Annotated in this window: 18 protein-coding genes; 14 read left to right on the top strand and 4 right to left on the bottom strand. The window is 63.7% G+C overall.

Annotated features, from left to right (window positions below):
* Entirely contained in the window at window positions 1-1086 is a 1086-nt protein-coding gene (locus GC119_RS07430; protein WP_070572288.1) for a polyprenyl synthetase family protein, read from the bottom strand.
* Window positions 1087-1205: 119 nt separating this feature from the next.
* Between GC119_RS07430 and dinB the strand changes: the two genes are divergently transcribed.
* Both dinB and GC119_RS07420 read left to right on the top strand, forming a co-directional pair.
* Window positions 1206-2429 (top strand): DNA polymerase IV, encoded by a 1224-nt coding sequence (dinB, locus tag GC119_RS07425; RefSeq protein WP_070572290.1) that lies wholly within the window; start codon window positions 1206-1208, stop codon window positions 2427-2429.
* Window positions 2430-2522: 93 nt separating this feature from the next.
* Complete coding sequence (locus GC119_RS07420) at window positions 2523-2927, top strand: DUF3040 domain-containing protein (protein WP_070572292.1); 405 nt, start codon at window positions 2523-2525, stop codon at window positions 2925-2927.
* Window positions 2928-3067: 140 nt separating this feature from the next.
* Here the strand turns inward: GC119_RS07420 and GC119_RS07415 are convergent, their stop codons facing one another.
* From GC119_RS07415 to GC119_RS07405, 3 genes are read right to left on the bottom strand one after another with little or no spacing between them, the layout of a single operon-like run.
* Entirely contained in the window at window positions 3068-5347 is a 2280-nt protein-coding gene (locus tag GC119_RS07415) for a transglutaminaseTgpA domain-containing protein (protein ID WP_141750113.1), read from the bottom strand.
* On the bottom strand, window positions 5347-6468 hold the full coding sequence (locus GC119_RS07410; RefSeq protein WP_151952797.1) for a DUF58 domain-containing protein: 1122 nt from the start codon (window positions 6466-6468) through the stop codon (window positions 5347-5349). Before GC119_RS07410 ends, GC119_RS07415 begins: the two co-directional genes overlap by 1 nt.
* Window positions 6465-7418: an AAA family ATPase gene (locus tag GC119_RS07405; protein ID WP_070572298.1), complete on the bottom strand. Its 954-nt coding sequence runs from the start codon at window positions 7416-7418 to the stop codon at window positions 6465-6467. The genes GC119_RS07410 and GC119_RS07405 overlap by 4 nt, the downstream gene beginning before the upstream one ends.
* A gap of 340 nt (window positions 7419-7758) precedes the next feature.
* On the opposite strand from GC119_RS07405, the gene mraZ reads away from it, so the two are divergent.
* The 12 genes from mraZ (at window position 7759) to GC119_RS07345 (ending at window position 21847) form a co-directional block, all read left to right on the top strand.
* Window positions 7759-8190: a division/cell wall cluster transcriptional repressor MraZ gene (gene mraZ / locus GC119_RS07400; protein ID WP_070572300.1), complete on the top strand. Its 432-nt coding sequence runs from the start codon at window positions 7759-7761 to the stop codon at window positions 8188-8190.
* A 159-nt stretch (window positions 8191-8349) separates the two neighbouring features.
* A complete protein-coding gene (rsmH, locus tag GC119_RS07395) occupies window positions 8350-9321 on the top strand; it encodes a 16S rRNA (cytosine(1402)-N(4))-methyltransferase RsmH (RefSeq protein WP_151952796.1) in 972 nt (323 codons plus the stop codon).
* Window positions 9318-9866: a hypothetical protein gene (locus GC119_RS07390; protein WP_070572304.1), complete on the top strand. Its 549-nt coding sequence runs from the start codon at window positions 9318-9320 to the stop codon at window positions 9864-9866. Before rsmH ends, GC119_RS07390 begins: the two co-directional genes overlap by 4 nt.
* 8 nt (window positions 9867-9874) lie before the next feature.
* Window positions 9875-11650, top strand: coding sequence for a peptidoglycan D,D-transpeptidase FtsI family protein (locus GC119_RS07385; protein ID WP_070572306.1), 1776 nt, complete (start codon window positions 9875-9877; stop codon window positions 11648-11650).
* Entirely contained in the window at window positions 11647-13140 is a 1494-nt protein-coding gene (locus GC119_RS07380; protein ID WP_070572310.1) for a UDP-N-acetylmuramoyl-L-alanyl-D-glutamate--2,6-diaminopimelate ligase, read from the top strand. The genes GC119_RS07385 and GC119_RS07380 overlap by 4 nt, the downstream gene beginning before the upstream one ends.
* A gap of 13 nt (window positions 13141-13153) precedes the next feature.
* Entirely contained in the window at window positions 13154-14596 is a 1443-nt protein-coding gene (locus GC119_RS07375) for a UDP-N-acetylmuramoyl-tripeptide--D-alanyl-D-alanine ligase (RefSeq protein WP_070572312.1), read from the top strand.
* Entirely contained in the window at window positions 14593-15684 is a 1092-nt protein-coding gene (gene mraY, locus GC119_RS07370; RefSeq protein ID WP_070572314.1) for a phospho-N-acetylmuramoyl-pentapeptide-transferase, read from the top strand. Before GC119_RS07375 ends, mraY begins: the two co-directional genes overlap by 4 nt.
* A gap of 7 nt (window positions 15685-15691) precedes the next feature.
* Window positions 15692-17284 carry a UDP-N-acetylmuramoyl-L-alanine--D-glutamate ligase gene (gene murD, locus GC119_RS07365; protein WP_226829354.1) on the top strand — a complete coding sequence of 531 codons (1593 nt, stop codon included), beginning with the start codon at window positions 15692-15694 and terminating at the stop codon, window positions 17282-17284.
* On the top strand, window positions 17281-18534 hold the full coding sequence (ftsW, locus tag GC119_RS07360) for a putative lipid II flippase FtsW (protein ID WP_070572315.1): 1254 nt from the start codon (window positions 17281-17283) through the stop codon (window positions 18532-18534). The genes murD and ftsW overlap by 4 nt, the downstream gene beginning before the upstream one ends.
* 2 nt (window positions 18535-18536) lie before the next feature.
* Window positions 18537-19694 (top strand): UDP-N-acetylglucosamine--N-acetylmuramyl-(pentapeptide) pyrophosphoryl-undecaprenol N-acetylglucosamine transferase, encoded by a 1158-nt coding sequence (locus tag GC119_RS07355; RefSeq protein WP_070572317.1) that lies wholly within the window; start codon window positions 18537-18539, stop codon window positions 19692-19694.
* Entirely contained in the window at window positions 19695-21086 is a 1392-nt protein-coding gene (gene murC / locus GC119_RS07350) for a UDP-N-acetylmuramate--L-alanine ligase (RefSeq protein WP_070572319.1), read from the top strand.
* Window positions 21083-21847, top strand: coding sequence for a cell division protein FtsQ/DivIB (locus GC119_RS07345; protein ID WP_141750114.1), 765 nt, complete (start codon window positions 21083-21085; stop codon window positions 21845-21847). Before murC ends, GC119_RS07345 begins: the two co-directional genes overlap by 4 nt.
* The last annotated feature ends 6 nt before the right edge of the window (window positions 21848-21853 follow it).

Raw genomic sequence — 21853 nt, 5'->3', positions numbered from 1 at the left:
TCAGCTGGAGCGGACGGTCAGGGACTGCGCGTAGCTGCGCAGGACTTTGTGTCCATCCGGGTCCAGGCCCAGTTTCCCGAGTGCATCCAGCGCTGCCTCGGAATCAGCGACTTCTCGTGCTATGAGCTGCTCCATGCGCTCGAGCGCTCCAGAAGAACGGATGAGGTCCGTCATCTGCGCGATGTCGTCAGCGGTTTTGCGCTCAGTTGCCAGGGTGCGGACAAACCAGTCGCGTTCTTCTTCTGACAGCGCTTCGAGGGTGTAGCCGACCAACACTGTCTTCTTTCCTTGGCGCAGGTCATCCCCTGCGGGCTTGCCGGTGATCGCCGGGTCGCCGAATACGCCCAGTTCGTCGTCGCGCAGTTGGAAGGCCCGCCCCAGGGGCAGGGCGAAAGCGCGCAGCGCATCTACGACCTCGTCATCGGCACCGGCAATCGACGCGCCGACGGCGAACGGCTGCTCCACGGAGTACTTCGCTGTTTTGTAGGTGAGAACTTCCCATGCGCGATCAGTGACCTCGGAAGCACTCACGGGTGCGTCCTGGACGTAGATGTCGAGGAACTGGCCGAACATGACATCGCGGCGCAGGTCGTTGCGCGCTGCCAGTGCCGCGGGAGATGCTGCGTCGGGCAGACCCGTCAGGGACCAAAACTCTTCGGACAGTGCCAGGCACAGATCGCCGGCGACTATTGCCGTGGCGATTCCAAAGTGTTCGCTGTCGCCGGCAAAGCCGTCTCTTCTGTGCAGCGCTTCAAACTGCCGATGCACAGACGGTGCACCCCGCCGGGTGTCGGAGGCGTCAATCACGTCGTCGTGGATCAGCGCTGCGGCGTGCAGAAGTTCGACGGCGGCCGCAGCGTTCGCGATGCCGGGGTGGGTGTCGGCGCTGCCGCCAGCGATTTCGAAGCCCCACCAGGCGGCGAGAGCGCGGATGCGCTTGCCGGATGCCGTGAAGTCCAGAATCGGCCGCATGAGGTGTTCAGCTGTCGGCGACAGCGCGGTGAAGCGACTGGCGGTGCGATCGAGGCCCTCGCGCAGAGCAGCATCGACCAGGCGACGGACGTCAGACGGATCTGTAAGGCTCATGCCCTAAGCCTAAACGGGCCGCAGTCTGCGGTGGGCCCGGCCCGAAACCGCAGCCGCGGCTGACTGCGCGTTGCGGGCCGTGGGGCGTCAGCCCGCGTACGATGAGTGGGGGAGGACGTATGAGCAGAAAGCAGCTGGACCGCACCGGCGGTGACCTGACCGGCCTGGGCGACGACGACGCAGGCTGCACGATCCTCCATTTGGACATGGACGCGTTCTTCGTGTCCGTCGAACGGCTGATCGATCCTTCGCTCAACGGCCGTCCCGTTATCGTCGGCGGACGCAGCGGGAGGGGAGTGGTCTCCTCGGCAAGCTATGAGGCGCGCGCCTACGGCGTACATTCGGCTATGCCGATCGGCCGGGCCCTGGCGCTGTGCCCAGGTGCCGTGGTCGTACCGCCCACAAAGGGCGTCTACTCCGAGTACTCACGCCGTGTTTTTGATGTGGTCGGCGACATCACCCCGGATTTCAGCCGTGTCAGCGTCGACGAGGGATACATCGATGTTTCCGGTGCGGTGCGCAGGCTGGGCAGCCCCGCGAAAATCGCCCTGCAGCTGCGGCAGACCATTGCCGAGAAGACCGGCCTGCCGTCCTCCATCGGCCTGTCGAGGGCGATGGTCGTGTCGAAGATCGCCTCGGCACGAGCCAAGCCCAACGGACAGCTGGTGGTCCCGGTGGGCAAAGAGGCGCAGTTCATGGAGTCGATGCCCGTCACGGCGCTGCCCGGAGTCGGGCGGGCCACGCACGAAACCCTGTCTCGCTACGGTATTCGCACGATCGGCGACTTGGCCCGCCAGTCGCCGGTATGGGCGGCGAAGACTCTTGGGTCAGCCGGCCCAGCGCTTATCGGATACGCGCAGGGGCGCGACAGTCGGACAGTTCACGAAAAGGCCAAGGATCATTCGATCAGCGCTGAGAGCACGTTCGACGAAGACATCTACCAGCTGGAGCGCCTGCGAACCGAACTTCTTCGTCTGACCGACAGGGTGACTGCCCGAGTCCGCGCGGAGGGGCTCGCCGCAGGCACGGTCACGCTGAAGTTTCGCTCACCGGATTTCACCACCACCACCCGGGCAGTCACCCTGCCGGCGCCGACCGATGTCACCGGTGAGGTGTACGAGGCGCTCCTCGGGGCTCTCGAGGCGGCCGCGGCTAAGCGGACGGGAGCCAGACTGCTGGGTGTGGCGGCATCGAATCTTCAGTCGGTCGATGTTGTCGGCAGGCAGGAGACCTTAGAAGGCGAGGGGCGGTCAACGCGGGAATCCGATATTGCCGTCGACGAAATCCGCAAGAAGTTCGGCGCGAACGCCATCTCCGCAGCATCGCTTCTGCCACCGGAATAGGAACTTTTTCTCCGCCCATGGAACTCAAAGACTCATGTGGCACTATCATTGGTCATATCGACTTCAGGAAGTTTTGGGCAGGAAGTTCACACTATGGCTCTTTCAGATCACGAACAGCAGCTTCTCGACCAGCTTGAACAGCAGCTGCGAAGCGAAGATCCCGGCTTCGCCCAGAACATTTCACGCCCTGCTGAAGACGCGCCTGGGCTGCGAATCTCACCGCGTCGACTCGTTCTGGGAATCGTCATACTCGTTTCCGGTCTGGCGGCGGCAATCGCCTCGCTGTTCTTCTTCACTATGCCGATGGCCGCTGTAGGCGGTGTTGTCGGCTTCGCCGCCATGGTCTTCGGCGGCTACTACGCAGTGACCCCGGACGAAAACGCCGCGGCGTCTTCCCCCAACAGGGCATCAGCCCCTCGGGGCTCTGCCGCTCCCAAGCGCCGCTCGTCCTTTATGGAGCGCATGGAAGACCGCTGGGACAAACGCCGGGAAGGCTGAATCGCGCGCAAGAGCGCTATCGGAAACAAAAGCGCCGGCGGCGGTGGAGAATTCCACCGCCGCCGGCGCTTTCGGCAGTTCCCGTGCTGGGCAGCCGACCCGGCTGAAACTGCCTGCCCGCAGTCATAGCGGACGCTGTCCTATTTTCGTCTGTGGAACACGCTCGCAGGCAGAACGGTCTTCACTGCACGCTGCAGCCGGGGCAGACGGCCGAAGAGCTCGCTGCGAACATCGAGAGCCAGACCGCGGCTGTCATCTGCCCTGAGGCTGATGTCGGCGTTGCCGTAGCGCTGAGCGTCCGATGCCTGCGCGGCGCTTTCGAGTTCCGCCGCACTTTCGGGAGCGTGCTCAGCCAGAGCGGAGGCGGCAGCCGGTGCCGTCATCGACGAGCGGATGGGAAGCCCGGCATCGGCGGCGGTCGCGGTGATCTCGTCCCACAGTCCGACAGCCCCAGCCCTGAGCCGGCGACGTCGCTGGGCAGAGCGGACGATCACGGGCAGAAGCAGGAACGCAAGGACCACCGCAGCGGCAAGCGTCAGCCACACCCACGGCGGAACGTCAGCGGCGGCGTCAGCGGCTCCGGGGTCTGAAGAATCGGATTCCTCATCCTCTGCACCACCGGCGTCGTCAGTTTCTTCCGGAGTCGGTTCCGGACTTTCGGATGTGGGCTCTTCCGTCGGCTCGGCATCCTCGGACTGCCCACTGGCGGTCGTCCAGGCGGGGATCTCACCAACGGGACCGCCGGGGGTCGGTTCGAAGCGAACCCAGCCGATGTCGTCGAAGAACAGCTCCGGCCAAGCGTGGGCCTGGGCAAAAGTCACCTGGTACTGGCCGTCACCTGTTTCTGTGCCGGCGGTGAAGCCCACACCAATCCGCGTGGGGATGCCCAGCGAGCGGGTCATAGAGGCCATGGCAGCTGAGAACTGGACGCAGTAGCCCTTCTTCTGGCGCATGAAATCCGCCAGTGCTGAACTGGAGGCCTTCGTCGGAGCTTCGAGGGAGTAGGTGAAATCGCCGCTGTGGAAATACGCCTGAATGGCGGCAGCCTTAGCCCACTGCGATTCTGCGTCCTTCGTGAGCTCTCGCGCCTTGTCGGTGATGTCCGCAGGAACGTCGTTCGGCAGCTGAGTGTATTTCTGATCAGCCGAACGCCCCGCATCGGCGCCGGCGTCATCGAGTTCCTTCGCAGTCGGCTGCACGGAAAGGTAGTCAACCGAATAGCTCAGTCCCCGCGATGTCACGCCGCTGCCTACGATCGTGAGCGTCTTCGGGTCGTACAGCCACTGTGGGCCGGCGCTGTGGGTTTGTGTGGGAGCGAAGGGAGCCGGCAGATAGGCCTGGTCGAGATTGCCGATCGAGAACTCGGCGCTCTGCTGAGCGCCTGCTGGGGCGTGCTTCCGTGCATTGGCCAAGCCGCCGTCGGCAGTGCGCGACCTGCTCAGCGGGAACTCAGCTGGCTTCCACACTTCGCCGTCGAACTCACTGACCGAAGTCAGGCGGATGGGTTCGACACCGCCGGGGTCAGTGGTCGTGTAGGTGAACACCGGGTCATCTGACGGGTTCTGCAGATCCTTGCGGAGGGTGAGGAACGGATTGATGATCGTGAGATCTTCAGTGCGCTCACTGGAGTAGTGGGGAGTTGCGGTGATCGCCGGCAGCACGGTGGGCAGACCGATGCCCAACACGAGAGCCAGAGCACCGGCCAGCAGAGCAGTCCCGGGAAACCGGCGCAGGCCGTTTCTGGCCCAGGTGACAACTGTGCCGCGCTGGCGAAGGGCCCCGGCTCCAGGCCTAGTGGCGGCCGTGTGCTTTTCATTGCCGACAGCCGACTCTTCGCTGCCGGGCGCTCTGAACACCGAACTCGCATACTCCGTCAGAAGAACCGTGATGAACGCGGCGCTGATCGCTGCCATGTGGACCGGCTTGGTGTGCACCGAAGCGAAGTACACGGGAAAAGCCCACACCGTCAGCAGCAGAAGTGCCGGCGCCTTCGATACGCGAAGGTCGGACACCAGGCCGTCGACTATTAGGGCCAGGAAGCCGAAGCCCAGAGTGAAGATTGTGATGAGCCCGCCGGTGATGGCCAGCGGAATCTGCTTGGTGGCCACGTCCTCGAAGCCTGCGCTGACCGACGACACGAGCGCCGAAATCGACGACGGGCCCGGAATGAAGCCGAGCGTGAGCGACTCGGGTACGCAGATGAGGAGCACGGCGAAGCTTGCCGCGAGGAACTGAACGAGGACCGCCAGCCCGGACTCGGAGACCTTCCGGACCATGCGGGCCAGCCAGCCGACGAACAGGGTGATGCCGATGACCGAGATGACCGGCACAAGAAGCTCAAGCCCGGAGAACATGGCGGTCGTGGCGTAGGCTGCCAGCGACAGCGCGGCAAACAGAAGAAGGGAGCGGACCATCTGCATCAGCGTCCCCTCCTTGCCGTCAGCGACCACTGAGCAGGCAGAACCGGTTCGTCTGCACCGCTGTAGACGGCAGCCGAATCGGCAGCCCACACGTGGGCGCGCGCGGGAATGTTCACGTTGACGCTGCCGCGGCTGGCACACACGACGACGGTCTCGACGTTCTGCGGAAGGCGCACGCTCCCGGGCACACTGCGACCATCCGCCTGGGCGATCGCCAGCTCGGCGTGCGGCAGGTCCAGCGAGCGGGCTTCAATCTGAATGTCCTCATCTCCGCACAGCAGGCGAACGTCATAGCCGGCGGCGAAGTATGCGCGCACTGCCGCGGCAGCGGCGGCTGCGAGCGTTTCGAACTGTGTGCCGGCCTCGGTCTGGGCGGACGACGGCTGAACGCCTCCGTCGAGGACGACGATCGCGGTGGCGTGTTCCTCTTCTGCTTCTTGGCGGACCGCAAGCTCACCCAGGCGGGCGGTGGTCTTCCAGTGGATGTATCGCAGATCGTCCCCGGGTGCGTATTCGCGAGTGAAGTAGTCGCGGGTTCCCCTCCCGCGTGAGACCCGGTCGCTCGATACGCGCGATAGGTGGGCTGAGAGGGACTGCGGAATCCCGACCGGCGCTTCAGCCGGTGCTGCGGCAACATCGAGTGAGCCGGGAACCGCGCGCAGTGCCGCAGTCAGACCAAAGGGTCCGCTGACAGCTGCCGAGAGCTTCTCGACCCCGGTCATTCCACGGTGAGTGGGAACGAAAACCGCCTGTACATCTGCATATCCCCGCGGCGGCAGGGCGCCGATGTGTGCGTTCTGATCGGTGCCGAATCCGGGTTTTGAGTGCAAGGTCAGATCAAAGGGCAGCAGGGGAGCGGGCAGGCGATTCGCCGCACGCACCGTGACGACGAGCTCGTCGCCGACCCTGGTGATTGCGGTGCCGTCCAGGGGCGGCGCGTCAGCCACCAGCTGTGCACTCAGCTGAGAACTGGTGATCAGAGCCGCCAGCAGGCTGAAGGCGACGAGGCCTATGAACACAATGCCCACGGGAAGAAGGCCCGGGAAGCCGAACCGGTAGGCCGCGATGATGAGCGCTGAGCCGAGGATGATGAAGACCCAGCCGGAGGTGTTGATCCTCATGCCGAAACCGGCACCCTCCTGACGACGTCGGCCACAAGCTGCTCGGCGACATCGGGGGAGTCGGAGTCCTGGGGAATAACGCGGTGGGAAAGGACTGGGACAGCCATAACCTGCACGTCGTGCGGTGTGACATAGCCACGGCCCTCGAGAACGGCATTGGCCTGCGCGGCACGCAGCAGAGCCACCGATCCTCGCGGTGAAACGCCCATGCGGATAGAGGCGTCGCTGCGGGTCTCAACAACCAGGCTCACTATGTAAGTGCGAAGTTCGTCGGTCGCCGGGAGGGCCGCCACCGCCGTGCGAAGGGCCGTGAGCTCTTCTGTGGTGGTTACTGGCGAAAGCCGGTCGAGCGGATCCGGGCCCACGTGGGAGCCGAGCATCGAAACTTCGTCGGCCAACGAGGGATAGCCCACGGAGGTGCGCATGAGGAAGCGGTCGCGCTGGGCTTCCGGAAGTGCGTAGGTGCCCTCCATTTCAATGGGGTTCTGGGTTGCGACAACCATAAACGGATCAGGCATGAGGTACGTGGTCCCGTCGATTGTCGCCTGAGATTCGGCCATGGCTTCCAGAAGGGCTGACTGCGTTTTGGGGGAGGCGCGGTTGATTTCGTCGGCGATGACGATGTTGGAGAAGATCGGCCCGGCTCGAAACTCGAAGTGGCGAGTCTCCTGGTTGAACAGATTGACGCCCAGAACGTCCGAGGGCAGCAGGTCCGGGGTGAACTGGATGCGTCGAACGGTGCCGCCCACAGAGCGGCTGAGCGCTTTGGCCAGCAGGGTTTTGCCTACGCCGGGAACGTCTTCCAGCAGAAGATGACCGCCCGCAAAAAGCGATGTGATTGCCAGGCGGACGGTATCGGCTTTGCCGTCGAGTACCGAACTCACCGCGTGAGTCAGTCGCGAGGCGACTTCTCCGTAGTGCTGAATTGCTTCGGGCGAAGGTGTCGTCATAGGCACCATTCTGCCCCACACCCTGGGCCCACTCCACTTTGCTCCCCACTTTCTCCCACTGGTCACTCCACTTTCCTCCCCACGCGCCCCCACTTTCCTCCTCAGAGGCCTAAGCGGGGCTGTTCTGGTGGGCATTTCGGTGGGGCTGACCGCCGTTGGGCCCAGGTTGGAAGCGTTTTCGGGCCCTGGCGGCCGACTCGCCCCACTTTCTACCACCGCTGTGACCAGGCAAAATACTGGGCCTAGGTCCAATTTTGGGCCCTGGGGAGGACATGGTGGGGGAAAGTGGAGTATAGTGGGGCGCATCGGAGTCATGTGGCTTCGAAAGGGGTGAGACGACATGTTCCTCGGCACGCATAATCAGCGGCTCGATGACAAAGGTCGTCTTCTCCTGCCCGCAAAGTTCCGTGAGGAACTGGCCGGAGGTCTGGTCATCACCCGTGGTCAAGAGCGCTGTCTCACCCTGTTCTCGACCCGGGAGTTCGAAACCGTCCACGAGCAGCTTCGCGCCGCTCCCATGACGAGCAAGGACGCCAGGGACTACCTCCGCGTGTTTCTTTCCGGGGCTTCGGCTGAGCAGCCGGACAAGCAGGGGCGGTTCACCATTCCGCAGATCCTGCGCCGGTACGCATCACTTGACCGCGATGTCGCAGTGATCGGCATGGGAAACCGTGCTGAGATCTGGGATTCAGCTCTGTGGGAGGAGTACCTCGCACAGACCGAGCAGGGATTCGCCGACCGAACCGACGAGGTGATTCCCGGAGTTTTCTGATTGTTGGTCCGAAGACTCCGTCCGACCGAACACAGGGTTTTGGAATACTTCCCCGATTCCAAAGCCAGGAAGTCCTGACACACTTCCCCGGTGCCAGGGCACGGCCGGACGGGGTCTTAGGTTCAACAGCCGCGAAGAATGAGAAGAAGGAGGATGACAATGAGCGTCTACCCGCACGTACCCGTCCTCCTGGACAGGTGCGTTCAGCTGCTGACCGTGGGCATCGAAGCCGTCATCGAAGCCGGGGACACCCCCGTTGTTGCGGACATGACGCTCGGCATGGGCGGTCATTCAGAAGGTGTGCTCGAATCCAGCGACGACGTGCATGTCATCGGCATCGACAGAGATCCCGAAGCTATCGCCATTGCAAGCAGCAGGCTTCAGCGCTTCGGCAAGCGCTTTACGCCGGTGCACGCGCGTGACGACGAACTCGGTGCGATCCTTGCGCAGCGCGGCGTGCGCTTAGCTGGGGTCCTCTTCGATCTCGGTGTGAGCTCACTGCAGCTCGATGACGACGACCGCGGCTTCAGCTATTCGCGCGCAACCGCACTCGATATGCGGATGAACGCAGAAGACGCCCTGACAGCGGCAGACATCCTCAATACCTACCCCCAGGCGGAACTGGCTCGCATCATCTCCGAGTACGGCGAGGAGCGCTGGGCTGACAAGATCGCCTCTGTCATCGTCGAAGACCGCCAGAAACGGCCGTGGGAAACCACCGACCAGCTGGCAGAAATGCTGCAGCGGGTCATTCCCGAACCCAAAGGGCAGTGCAGACGCTCGCACCCAGCCAAACGGACGTTCCAAGCACTGCGCATTGAAGTCAATGCGGAGCTGGACATTCTTCGCTCCGCCCTCCCGCAGGCCCTCGAAGGCCTGCACGTGGGCGGAACCGCGGTCGTCGAGTCCTACCAGTCCCTCGAAGACACCATCGTCAAGAAGCTCTTCCGGGCCGGCACCGTCAGTGCGGCACCTCCGGAATTGCCCGTCGTGCCCGAACACCTGCAGCCCTGGCTGAAAGACCTGACCAGGGGAGCAGACAAAGCCGACGCAGAAGAAATCGAGACCAACCCGCGCGCAGCGAGTGTGCGCCTGAGGGCAGTGCAGAAGACAAAGGAGAAGCCGCAATGAGCCACGCAGTCAAAACGGCCGCTCCCCGAAGTCGCCCGCAGAAGCAAACAGAGCAGAGCAAACCGAAGCTGCGCCTCGTCGTACCGGAAATTGCTGAAGCTCGGTCCTCTTTTTCTCTGCTGTGCGTAGCCACCATCGTGGTGGGGCTGGCACTCATTCTGGTGACGAACATCTTCATCAACCACAGCACCTACCGCGTGCAGGAGCTCAGCACCGAACGCGACAAGCTGACGGATGACCGCGACCGCCTCGCTGAAGACCTCTCGTACCGGATGAGCCCGCAGAACATCGAAGACTCAGCGAAAGCTCAGGGTCTGAAGCCCGCAGCATCCATTAAGTTCATCCGCGAAGATGGCACAATAGTCGATGCCCCACAGGGCGAGGACAAAGCGCCCGACGGCAATGTCCCGGGGCCTCGCAAAGACGCCCGCGACGACATCAAACCGAACCTGAAATCCGACGAGCGGCTGCCGGTAGTCGGCGGCAGCAGCGGAGCGCTCAACCCGCCGAAGCTCCAAGAGCCAAACGAACAGGCCGACAAGTAAGGGAAACTATGAATCCGCGTTCTGGTCGGTCCGCCAAGACCAAGCGGCAGCGCGGATTCATGATCCGCACGCGGCTGGTCGCCTTCTTCTCAGTGCTCGTGCTGATCGGCGTTCTCGGCCGACTCGTGTGGATTCAAGGGCTGGACGCTTCACAGATCGCTTCGCGCGCTCTCGCCGGGCGTCTTGTTACCCAGCCGCTTCCAGCAGACCGCGGCGTCATCATCGGTGCAGACGGGACAGTGCTTGCAGACAACGCCGACCGCTACCAGATAGTCGTCGATCAGGTGAACGTCGCAGCCTACAAAGACGATGACGACAAACCACTCGGCGCTTGGGGTGCGGCGAAGGCAATGGCCCCTGTCCTCGACACCGAAGCCGGCCTGATCTTCCCGAAGCTCAGCGGAGACAAAAGGTGGAATCCCGTAGCCACCGGCATCACCAGCGAAGTCTGGCGGGAGATACAAGAACTCGAAATTCCCGGCATCACAGCCGAGAAATACACCGTCCGCTCCTATCCCTCCGGTGCGGTCGCCGGCAACCTCATCGGGTGGGTCGGCTCTGACGGCGTGCCGCTGGCGGGCCTTGAACTGCAGCACCAAAAACAGCTTCAGGGCAAAGACGGCAGCAGACAGTTCGAAAAGGGGCTGCGCGGCGACATCATCCCGCTGGGCGAAAACGACACCAAGCCGCCGGTAAACGGCACCGGCCTCGAACTGACCATCGACCCCCAGATACAGCTGTTTGCGCAGCGTTCAATCGCTGCTGCAGTGAAAGATCACAAAGCCGAATGGGGCACGGTCGTCGTTGAGGAGATAGGCACGGGCAGGCTTCTGGCAGTTGCCCAGGCGCCCACCGTCGACCCCAACGATCCCGGCGGTGTCGACGGAGCCAACCGAGGAGCACGCGCATTCACCGACCCCGTCGAACCCGGTTCGACCGGAAAGGCCATTACGGCTGCAGCGCTCATCGAAGAGGGACTGGTCACACCGGAAAGCCGCTTCACGGTGCCGGACAAATGGAAAGCGCCCAACGGCGAAGAGTTCCGCGACTCCAGTCCGCACGCAGACGAAAAGCTCACCTTCTCCGGGATCATCGAACAGTCATCCAACACCGGAACACTCATGGCCGGTCAGAAGCTCAGCCCGCAGCAACGCTACGACTACCTCACAAAATTCGGACTCGGCAAGTCCAGCGGAATCGACTTCCCCGGTGCGACAGCCGGCAGCGTCCACCCCATCGACAAATGGGACGGACGCACCGCGTACACCGTCATGTTCGGCCAGGGAGTCTCCGCAACCACGCTGCAGAGCGCTTCAGCGTTCGCCACGCTCGGCAATGGGGGAGTGCGCGTACCCCAGCAGCTCGTAAAGGGAACCGTGAACGACTCCGGCCGGGTTTCGGAGATCCCGCCGAAAGAAGGCACCCGCGTTGTGAGCGATCAGACGGCGGCCTCGGTGATCACCATGCTCGAAGCCGCCGTTGCCGAGGGGACCGGCACATCCGCACAGATCAAGGGCTACCGGGCGGCCGGAAAGACCGGAACAGCCCAGATTGTCGAGACCAGCGACCGGGAGAGCGGCTACACCGCGAACTTCTCCGGTGTGGCTCCAGCAGAAAATCCGAAACTCGCCGTGAGCGTCACACTGCAGCGACCCACCAAGGGATACTACGGTGGTACCTCTGCCGCACCGGTGTTCTCAGAAGTCACCGGATACGCGCTGCGGCAGATGGGCGTTGCCCCATCGACTGAAGAACCGAAACTGATTCCGAAAGAATGGAAATGATGAAGCTGAGCGAACTCCCCGGCGGAGCCGTCGTTCACGGGGATGGGAACATCACCGTCAGCGGTGTGAGTCTGGACTCCAGGACCGTATCGCCAGGCGGACTGTACGCGGCCCTTCCGGGAGCGAACGCGCACGGAGCGCAGTTCGCCCAGCAGGCACTCGACCGCGGCGCCGCAGCGATCCTCACCGATCAGGCCGGACGAGACCTGCTGTCGGAAGCGGTTGGCGACATTCCGGTCCTCTGCCACCCGGCACCTCGGGCGGTCCTCGGTGACATCGCTGCCGCAGTCTACGGAACAGACCCGCAGGCCCCGGCCCTGTTCGGCATCACCGGAACCAACGGCAAAACCACGAGCACCTTCATCCTGGACGCCCTGCTGCAGAAGCTCGGCAAGACAACAGGGCTGATCGGAACGGTAGCCACCGTCATCGCCGGGCAGGAACAGCCGAGCGCCCGAACCACCCCGGAAGCTCCCGACCTGCACCGTCTGTTCAAAGACATGCGCGACCAGGGCGTTGAAGCGTGCTCCATGGAGGTGTCCTCCCACGCGCTGAGCCAGCACCGGGTCGACGGCACGCACTTCACCGTGGCAGGTTTCACCAATCTGTCCCAGGACCACCTGGATTTCCACGGGAGCATGGAAGAGTACTACCGCGCGAAAGCCCTTCTGTTCACACCCGAGTTCGCATCCCGGGGCGTCATCGTGCTGGCAGACGACTGGGCACGCCGACTTGCGCGGGAGTCGCAGATCCCCGCAGCCACCGTCGCCGCCGGTGTCGAAGACTCAGCGGACTACACGATCGGCGATGTCGACGGCCTTGCGTTCACCCTCAGCGGTCCGCACGGCAGCATCCGCGCCCAAAGCCCGCTGCCGGGGGATTTCAACATCAGCAATACCGCGCTGGCGCTTGCCATGCTGCTCGAATCCGGTGTGTCGGCAGAAGAGCTCGCCTCAGCGGCAAAGGACTTCAGCGTTCGCGTTCCCGGCCGGATGGAAGTCGTATCAGAACACGCCCCGCGCGCCATTGTCGACTATTCGCACACTCCCGACGCAATTGAAAAGGCTCTCTCCGGTCTGGCAGGTCAGCCCCTGGTCGTGGTGTGCGGTGCGGGCGGAGAACGCGACCACGGCAAACGTCCCCTCATGGGCCGAGCCGCAGCGGAGAACGCAGACGTCGTCATCATCACCGACGACAACCCCCGCAGTGAAGATCCTGCGACCATTCGCGCCGAAGTCATCAGCGGTGCCCGCGCAGCGGTCTCTGACGGCACCAGCCGGGCTGCCGCCGACGCTGTCGTCGAGTACGCCAGCAGGCGAGAGGCAATTGAGGCGGCGGTGGCGGCAGCGGGCACCAGTGGCACTATCCTGGTTGCCGGCAAGGGTCACGAACCCGGCCAAGACTACGGCGAGACCAAGCTGCCATTTGACGACCGTGAAATAACACGCGCCGCCGTCTCACAGTGCGGTTCTCCCACGGCTAACCGGTAAGGTCTGAAGGGATATGAAGGAATTCACTGCTGAAGAAATCGCCCAGGCCACTGGCGGCGAACTCTACGGAATCTCACCGGACGCGGTTCTCTGCGCCGGTGCCGTCACAGACTCCCGCGAAGTGGGCCCCGGTGACATCTACGTCGCGCGCACGGGGGAGAACCACGACGGCCTCGAATTCGCCGCCGCGGCCGTGCAGGCCGGTGCGGCGCTCGTCATCGCCGAAGCCGTTCCGTCCGTCGACGGCGAGCACCTGCCCTCGTGCGTCGTCGATGACGCAACCGCGGCTCTTGGCCAGCTGGCAAAGGCGAATGTCGAAGCGCTGCGCAGCGTGGGTGAGCTCACGGTTGTGGCGATTACGGGCTCTGCCGGAAAGACCACGGTCAAAGACCTCGCTGCAGCGCTGCTGTCGACAGCCGGAGAGACCGTGTGGCCGCCGAACTCCTACAACAACGAAGTCGGTGTTCCGCTCACCGCGCTGCGTGCCGGTGCCAGCACTCGGTACCTCGTGCTCGAAATGGGCGCACGCAACATCGGCAACCTCGCCTATCTGACTTCGCTCGTGCGCCCGGACATCGCCGTCGAACTCGGAGTCGGTTCGGCGCACGCGGGAGTCTTCGGGTCCATCGAGAACACCGCTCGAGCCAAGGCCGAGCTCGTCGAATCGCTCATCCCCGGCGGAACCGCGGTGCTCAACGGCAATGATCCGCGCGTGCGCTCCATGCAGTCGGTTCTGGCTGAGGGCGTGGACACCCTGTTCTTCGGGACGAATGTCGACGAGGGCGTCTGGGCCTCTGACGTCGACATCCAGCCGTCGGGCCGCACGGCCTTCGACCTGCACCTTCCCGATCATCCAGAACCGCTTCACATCGAACTTGCGCTGCTGGGCGAACACCACGTGTCCAATGCGCTGGCCGCCTCGGCTATTGCGCACCTGTGCGGTGTCGCTCCCAAGGACATTGCAACCATCCTCGCCACATCCGGCGCTGCCAGCCGGTGGCGCATGGAGCTCATTGACTCGCCCAACGGCGTCACCGTCCTCAACGACGCGTACAACGCCAACCCAGACTCGATGCGCGCGGCCCTGAAGACCCTCGCCGCCATGGGCGCGGGGGATGCCGACCACCCGCCTCGTCGGACCTTCGCGGTTCTGGGCGAAATGCTCGAACTCGGAGACGAATCAGCTGAGGCACACTACGAGATCGGCCACCTGGTGGTCCGTCTGAACATCACCCGCACCATTGCCGTCGGCCAGGGAGCTCTGCCCATCTACCAGGCGGCAAACCTCGAAGGCTCCTGGGGCAGTGAAGCGGCCTGGGTGCCCACCGTGACGGAAGCCCGCGAACTTCTGGCATCTGAAGTCGAGCCCGGTGACATTGTTCTGTTCAAGTCCTCCCGTGACGCCGGTCTGCGATACCTGGGAGACGAATTCGCAGGAGTTTCAGTAGCGCAATGATCGCAGTCGTCCTCGCCCCGTGCTTTGCCCTGTTGTTGACCCTGCTGGGCACGCCGCAGTACATCAAGATCCTTGTCAAGAGGAATTACGGACAGTTCGTTCGCGACGACGGTCCGGCATCCCACGCAACCAAGCGGGGCACGCCCACAATGGGCGGTGTCGTCATCATCCTGGCGACCCTCGTGGCCTATTTCCTGGCTCACCTGCTGACGGGCTCCCAGCCGACCATGTCGGGTCTGCTGGTCCTGTGGCTCATGACGGGCCTGGGCATTGTGGGCTTCTTGGATGACTTCATCAAAATCTCCAAGAAGCGCTCCTTGGGCCTGCGACCGGTGCCGAAGATGATCGGGCAGGCATTTGTCGGGGTGACCTTCGCCGTTGTCGCGCTGTTCTTCCCGAACTCCTACGGGGAAACTCCCGCAACCACCGCAATCTCGATTTTCAGGGACACACGCGTCGACCTGGCTTTTGCCGGTTTCGGTCTGGGCCTGGTCCTGTTCATCATCTGGGCGAACCTGGTCGTCACGGCCGTGTCGAACGCAGTGAATCTCACGGACGGCCTCGACGGTCTGGCCGCCGGCGCATCCGCGATCGTGTTCGCCGCCTACGTCCTCATGACCTCGTGGCAGTCCACACAGAACTGCGACCTCATGTCATCTGCTCGGGCCGGCTGCTACGAAGTGCGCGACCCGCGCGACCTTGCCATTGTCGCCGCGGCAATCGCCGCGGCCTGTGTTGGCTTCCTGTGGTGGAATGCCTCGCCCGCGAAGATCTTCATGGGAGACACCGGTTCGCTGGCGATCGGCGGTGCCTTCGGCGGTCTTGCGATCCTGTCGCGCACTGAGCTGCTTCTGGTGGTCCTCGGCGGCCTGTTCGTCATCATCACACTCTCTGTGATCCTGCAGGTGGGCTCGTTCAAGCTGACGGGCAAGAGGATCTTCCGCATGGCTCCGCTGCAGCACCATTTCGAGCTCAAAGGCTGGGCCGAGGTGACGATCGTCATCCGCTTCTGGATTGTGGCTTTGGTCTTCGCGGTCATCGGCGTTTCTCTGTTCTACGGGGAGTGGGTGTCCAACGTTGGCCGATGACGCAGTCATGCCCGCTGGCGATGCAGCCGGTGAGCAGCCGGTGCTCATTCCCGCCATCAGCCCGCCCGGAGCGGAGCCGGTGGACTACCCGAACAAAGACCGCATTCCAGAAGCGATCCACGGCCCGGAATCGTCTCTTGCAGGCATTGTCGTGTGCGTGACAGGGCTTGGGGTATCCGGCTACCCGATGGCTGTCCACCTGGCTGAGCGCGGAGCCGAAGTCATCGTCGTCGACGCCGATGCACAGCGTGACGAATCTGAACACGAGACAATTCTCAGGGTGTTTGACGTCGATATTCGCCGCGGAGCCGAACACGTTGAGAAGCTGCCGCGCACGGCTTCGGGCCGTCTGCCGGACCTGGTGTGCACCTCGCCGGGCTGGCGGCCGGACCAACCGCTGCTGGTCGACGCCGCCGAACACTGTGTTCCGGTGATCGGCGAGGTGGAGCTCGCCTGGCGCGTGCGCGGCGCCAACAGCGCCCCGTGGCTTGTTGTCACCGGCACCAACGGCAAGACAACCACCACCTCGATGCTCGATTCGATGCTCAAAGCACAGGGACTCCAGTCCAGGGCGTGCGGCAATATCGGCGCTCCGCTGCTGGAGGCGGTGCTCGATCCCGGTGCCGAAGTGCTCGCGATTGAGCTGTCGAGTTTCCAGCTGCACTGGCAGTTCTCCATGGCAGCCCATTCGGCCGCGGTGCTCAACCTTGCCGATGACCACCTCGACTGGCACGGCGGCTGGGACGGCTACGTGGCCGATAAGGCGAAGGTCTACTCCAATGTCCAGCTGGCGTGCGTGTACAGCTGCGAAGATTCCGCAACGCGCGAACTCGTCGAGGACGCCGAAGTGATTGAAGGTGCCCGCGCCGTGGGCTTTCGCCTTGACACGCCCGGCGTGGGTGAACTCGGCGTAGTCGGGGACGTTCTCGCCGACCGAGCTTTTGCCCAGCGCCGGCAGACCGCGGCCCAGGAACTCGGCTCACTTGAAGACGTCGCGCAGGCATCTGGAGCGCCCGGTGCGAAACCGGCAGACCACCAGGTGCTCAACGCTTTGGCCGCTGCTGCTTTGGCACGCAGCATCGGCATTGAACCGGCAGCTGTTCGCGACGGTCTGCGCAATCACCGGGTGGGTGACCACCGCAACGCAGTGGTCGCGCAGGCAGACGGTGTGACCTGGGTGGACGACTCTAAGGCCACTAACCCCCATGCCGCTGCCGCATCGCTGGCGGCGTGCGAATCGATTGTGTGGATCGCCGGGGGACTGGCCAAGGGCGCAGATTTCACTGACTTGGTTAAGAGCTTTGCCGACCGGATTCGGACCGCAGTTGTCATCGGCGCAGACTCTGCCGAGCTGATAGGGGCGCTCGAAGCCGCGAATGTCAACTACACGGTAGTTCCGCCGTCGGGTCCTGACGTTGTGGAGGACAGCCGAAGCCGTGGGGCGGATGTTATGCACCGGGCAGTCGCCGCGGCCGGGCAGCACGCCGCTGCAGGCGACACGGTGCTCTTGGCACCGGCTTCGGCCAGCATGGACCAGTTCCTCAACTACGCAACGCGCGGTGAACTGTTCGCCGACGCTGTGCGAGGTGCCCTGTCGTGACCGGAGCAGCCCCTTCCCGACGGCGGGGCTTCCGTGCACAGATCACCGAGCTGTCCGACAGGTGGCAGCGCCTTCTGGCGCGGAAGACGGCCACGTTCTACCTGATCCTCATTCCCGTCACGGCGCTGACCGGCGTCGGTCTGCTCATGGTGCTGTCGGCGTCATCGGTCACGTCCGGGGATGCGAGTGTCTCTTCGGCGTTCTCTGTCTTCCTGCGGCAGGCGATCTATGCGGCCTCGGGCCTGGCTCTTATGTTTGCAGTGTCCTTCACGCCCGTGAAGGCCAGCTTCCGCCTGACCTATGTGGTTCTGATCCTCAGTCTCATCCTGCAGGTGCTGCCGCTGACCCCTCTGGGTGTTTCCATCAACGGCAACCGCAACTGGATTCGCATCGGCCCCGTGCAGATTCAGCCGTCCGAGTTCGTCAAAATCGCTCTGGTGCTGTTCACAGCTCGCTACATGGCGCTCATGGTCCGCAGACCTTTCACCATTAAGAACATGGCGGGCTTTCTGTTCTTCGCCGGTGCTGCGGTTGTCCTGGTCCTCGCGGGTCAGGACCTGGGAACGGTCATGATCCTCTTTCTGGTGTTGGGCACCGCACTGCTCGTCGGGGGGCTTCCCAAACGCTGGATTTTCGGCCTGGCCGCTATAGCAGCCGTGTCCGTCGCGTTCTTCGTCATGACGAGCGAAAACCGCATGACCCGCGTTATGGCCATGCTTTCCGGAAGCAGCGGGGAAGCCGGTGATCCGCTCGGCGCCCACTGGCAGTCCGACCACGGCCTCTACGCCCTTGCATCAGGAGGGTGGCTGGGTGTGGGGCTCGGCGCCAGCCGCGAAAAATGGTCCTGGCTTCCCGAAGCCCACAACGACTTCATCTTCGCGATCATCGGCGAAGAACTCGGACTGCTGGGAGCAGCCGCTGTCATCGGCCTGTTTGCGCTTCTGGGCTTCGGGATCTACCGGCTCATGGTGCAGACCACGAGTGTTTTCGTCCAGACGGCTTCGGCGGCGGTCTTTGCCTGGCTTATCGGTCAGGCCGGGGTCAACATCGCGGTTGTCGCAGGAATTGCGCCGGTGATCGGAGTACCTCTGCCCTTTGTATCCTATGGGGGCTCGTCGATGCTCGCAGCGCTGATAGCCGCGGGTCTTCTGCTGTCCTTTGCCCGTTCAGAAACCGGGGTCGCTGCGGCTTTGGCCGAGCGGCGGTCGCGTTTCTGGGGCTCTTTGACCTTCCTTAAAAGGAGGAGCTGATCATGCTCAACGTTCTCTTCGCCGGCGGCGGCACAACGGGGCATATTGCCCCGATGCTGTCGATTGCCGATGATCTGCGGTTTCAAGATCCCGATTCCGACATCCTCATGCTCGGGACGGACGAAGGCTTGGAAAAGCGGCTCGTGCCCCAGGCCGGCTACCGCCTGGAGACAATTCCGAAGGTGCCGTTCCCGCGGGGACTGAACTCCAAGGCTCTCAGTTTTCCCTTCCAGTTCGCATCATGCATCCGGCAGGTGCGGCATCTGCTCAAGGAGCACAGAACCGACGTTGTCGTCGGAGTGGGCGGCTACGTCTGCCCTCCCGCGTACCTGGCTGCCAAATCGCTCGGCATTCCGATTGTTCTGCACGAAGCTAACGCGGTTCCCGGCATGGCCAACAAGCTCGGTGCCAAATACGCTCACCCATCGCACATCGGCTACACATTCGCCTCAACGCCAATGGCCGGTGACCACGTGGGCATGCCCATGCGCATTGAAATCGCTCAGGTGGACCGCACAGACGCAGGCCACCGAGCTCAGGCTGCGGACCGGCTGGGCATCAACCCCGAACTTCCTACCCTCGTTGTCACGGGAGGGTCATCCGGGGCGCAGAAGATCAACGAAGCATTTGCCGAGACCGCTGCGGAGTTCACCGGCCTTCAGGTTCTGCACATCACGGGAGCGGGCAAAGCCGATGAGCTGCGGGAAGCGGCGAAGGACTGCCCCGACTATCACGTGGTCGAATACGTCGACGGCATGGAGAACGCCTACGCTGCCGCGGATCTCATCGTGTGCCGTTCGGGCGCCGGAACGGTAGCAGAAGTCACAGTCGCTGAAGTTCCAGCGGTCTACGTGCCGCTGGCAATCGGCAACGGAGAACAGAAGCGCAACGCGGCTGATTCGGTCAATGCCGGAGCCTCGAAGCTCATCGACAATGCCGACTTCACTGCTGACAGTGTGCGAAGCACCGTCCTGCCCCTGTTGCGCGACGCCGACCGGCTTGCACAGATGAGCGCCGCCGCTCGGGGGCTGGACTTCCCCGTCAGCGCCGATCGAGCGATGACGGAGAAGATCTTTGCCGCAGCGGGTGCAGAACATCCCGACCGCGGCTATCCGTCCGAACGCCAGACCCGTCGTGAGCGCGACACAAAGGAGAGCTGAATGAAGCCCAACCTCAGCGAGCCCATCCACTTCGTCGGCATCGGCGGAGCGGGGATGTCCGGCATTGCCCGCGTCATGTTGATGCGCGGCTGCTCCGTCACCGGCTCTGACGCCAAAGACTCATCCGTCGTCACGGCTCTGCGCGCACAGGGAGCCAAGATCAACATCGGGCACAGCGCTGAAGCCGTCGACGGTGTGGGGACGGTTGTCGTGTCTTCTGCGATTCGCGAAAGCAACCCTGAACTGGCGGCGGCCCGCAGCAGGGGAATTCCAATCATCCACCGGTCGGAAGCACTGGCGGCACTCATGGAGGGCTACCGCACGGTTGCGATTGCGGGCACTCACGGCAAAACGACCACGACCTCGATGACGACGGTGGCGTTGCAGGCATGTGGTGCCGATCCGTCCTTTGTCATCGGGGGAGTGCTGACGGCTGCGGGCACAAATGCCCACAGCGGAACCGGTGACGCCTTTGTTGCCGAAGCCGATGAGTCAGACGGGTCGTTCCTTCTGTACAGCCCGGAAATCGCAGTTGTCACCAATGTTGAGGCCGATCACCTTGACCACTACGGCAGCTGGGAGAAGGTCCGGGAGGCGTTCGCACAGTTCGCCCACAGGGTCGAAGAGAACGGCGGGGTGCTCATTGCCTGTGCCGACGATGCCGGCAGCCGCGAAATCGCCGACCTGGCGCGAAGCCGAGGAGTCCGCGTAATCGCCTACGGCACCTCGGCAGACGCGGACGTCCGGATTGTCGACGTCGAACACACCCACCAGTCCCAAAGCTTTGTTCTGGAAACCGCGAGCGGCAGGTCAGGCCGGTACGAACTGAGCCTGCCGGGGCTGTACAACGCGCGCAATGCAGCAGCTGCGCTGACGGTCGTGGCAGAACTCGGCCTCGACGTCGACGCGGCCGCGGAGGGGCTGGGGCGCTTCGGCGGCACCAAGCGCCGGTTCGAGCACAAAGGCACTGAAAGGGGCGTGCGGGTGTTTGACGACTATGCCCACCACCCCACGGAGCTGCACAATCTCCTCATCGCCGCCAAGCAGGTTGTCGACCCTGAACGCAGTGTGCGCGTCGTCTTCCAGCCGCACCTGTACAGCCGCACCCAGAATTTCCGTCGCGAGTTCGGTGAGGCTCTGGGCTTGGCAGATGATGTCATCGTCATGGACGTCTACCCCGCACGTGAGGATCCGATTCCGGGCGTGACCGGGGCGATCGTCGCCGCTGAGGTGCCGCTGCCAGAGGAGCAGGTCACTTTTGTCCCGTCATTTGCCGAGGTGGCAGATCTCGTTGCACAGCGATGCCGTCCCGGTGACGTTGTCATCACCGCCGGTGCCGGAGACGTGACAATCGTCGGGCCGGAGATTCTTGACGCACTGCGCAGCCGATGAGCACCTCGAGCCTTGACGAGCGCCGCAGGGAGCACAGGTCCCTGCGGCTGCGGCGGATGCTGCTGGCCTCCGCCGCAGCCGTCGGCGTGCTCGCCTTGGCAGCTGCCGCGTGGTTCAGCCCGCTGCTGGCACTCACGGATGTCAAAGCTGAGGGCCAGAAGCTCGTCAACGCCGATGATGTTGCCTCTTTCGTACTGGATCAGCATGGCGGAACACCGTTGCCGCAGCTGCGATCCCAAGAGCTCAAAGACGAACTCGCCGAAGAGTTTCCGCTTGCGCACAGCTTCGACATCAGCCCGGCGGGTCCGCGCACACTGCGCGTAAAGGTGCACGACCGGCAGCCGGCGTTTGTGGTCAAACGCGCCGAAGGCTGGGAGATCTACGACCCCGAAGCGGTTGTGCTGAGCAAATCCGACAGCAGGCCCAAGGGAGTTCCGCTGTACGTCGGAACGGCCGACCGGACCGGCATCGAAACCGCGTCCCAGCTCGTCAGCAGTCTGGGGGAGAACGCCGAGCACACCGCGGCCGTTGCTGTTAAGAGCCCCACGCAGACGGCCGTGGTCATACGGCACAGCAAGGACTACTCGGCCGTTGTGATCCTGGGCGAGCCGATTGACGTCGAGGCGAAGATCGCAACTGCGCGAACGGTCATGCAAGACGAACCGGCGGCCATCGACGTGCAGAGCACGGCAGTCCCGGCTGCCACGGACGAAGTGCCGGCGTGGGCGCGCGTGCCGCAGGACGCATATTCGCAGGGTTGACCGGCT

The organism is Brevibacterium sp. Marseille-P9724 (assembly GCF_902500275.1).
GTDB lineage: Bacteria > Actinomycetota > Actinomycetes > Actinomycetales > Brevibacteriaceae > Brevibacterium.
This window is presented reverse-complemented; position numbering and strand designations above follow the sequence as displayed.

Excerpts from the sequence above, each read along its gene's own strand:
- GC119_RS07430 (WP_070572288.1), bottom strand. The coding sequence starts at position 1,086 with ATGAGCCTTACAGATCCGTCTGACGTCCGTCGCCTGGTCGATGCTGCT.
- dinB (WP_070572290.1), top strand. The coding sequence starts at position 1,206 with ATGAGCAGAAAGCAGCTGGACCGCACCGGCGGTGACCTGACCGGCCTG.
- GC119_RS07420 (WP_070572292.1), top strand. The coding sequence starts at position 2,523 with ATGGCTCTTTCAGATCACGAACAGCAGCTTCTCGACCAGCTTGAACAG.
- GC119_RS07415 (WP_141750113.1), bottom strand. The coding sequence starts at position 5,347 with ATGCAGATGGTCCGCTCCCTTCTTCTGTTTGCCGCGCTGTCGCTGGCA.
- GC119_RS07410 (WP_151952797.1), bottom strand. The coding sequence starts at position 6,468 with ATGAGGATCAACACCTCCGGCTGGGTCTTCATCATCCTCGGCTCAGCG.
- GC119_RS07405 (WP_070572298.1), bottom strand. The coding sequence starts at position 7,418 with ATGACGACACCTTCGCCCGAAGCAATTCAGCACTACGGAGAAGTCGCC.
- mraZ (WP_070572300.1), top strand. The coding sequence starts at position 7,759 with ATGTTCCTCGGCACGCATAATCAGCGGCTCGATGACAAAGGTCGTCTT.
- rsmH (WP_151952796.1), top strand. The coding sequence starts at position 8,350 with ATGAGCGTCTACCCGCACGTACCCGTCCTCCTGGACAGGTGCGTTCAG.
- GC119_RS07390 (WP_070572304.1), top strand. The coding sequence starts at position 9,318 with ATGAGCCACGCAGTCAAAACGGCCGCTCCCCGAAGTCGCCCGCAGAAG.
- GC119_RS07385 (WP_070572306.1), top strand. The coding sequence starts at position 9,875 with ATGAATCCGCGTTCTGGTCGGTCCGCCAAGACCAAGCGGCAGCGCGGA.
- GC119_RS07380 (WP_070572310.1), top strand. The coding sequence starts at position 11,647 with ATGATGAAGCTGAGCGAACTCCCCGGCGGAGCCGTCGTTCACGGGGAT.
- GC119_RS07375 (WP_070572312.1), top strand. The coding sequence starts at position 13,154 with ATGAAGGAATTCACTGCTGAAGAAATCGCCCAGGCCACTGGCGGCGAA.
- mraY (WP_070572314.1), top strand. The coding sequence starts at position 14,593 with ATGATCGCAGTCGTCCTCGCCCCGTGCTTTGCCCTGTTGTTGACCCTG.
- murD (WP_226829354.1), top strand. The coding sequence starts at position 15,692 with ATGCCCGCTGGCGATGCAGCCGGTGAGCAGCCGGTGCTCATTCCCGCC.
- GC119_RS07355 (WP_070572317.1), top strand. The coding sequence starts at position 18,537 with ATGCTCAACGTTCTCTTCGCCGGCGGCGGCACAACGGGGCATATTGCC.
- murC (WP_070572319.1), top strand. The coding sequence starts at position 19,695 with ATGAAGCCCAACCTCAGCGAGCCCATCCACTTCGTCGGCATCGGCGGA.
- GC119_RS07345 (WP_141750114.1), top strand. The coding sequence starts at position 21,083 with ATGAGCACCTCGAGCCTTGACGAGCGCCGCAGGGAGCACAGGTCCCTG.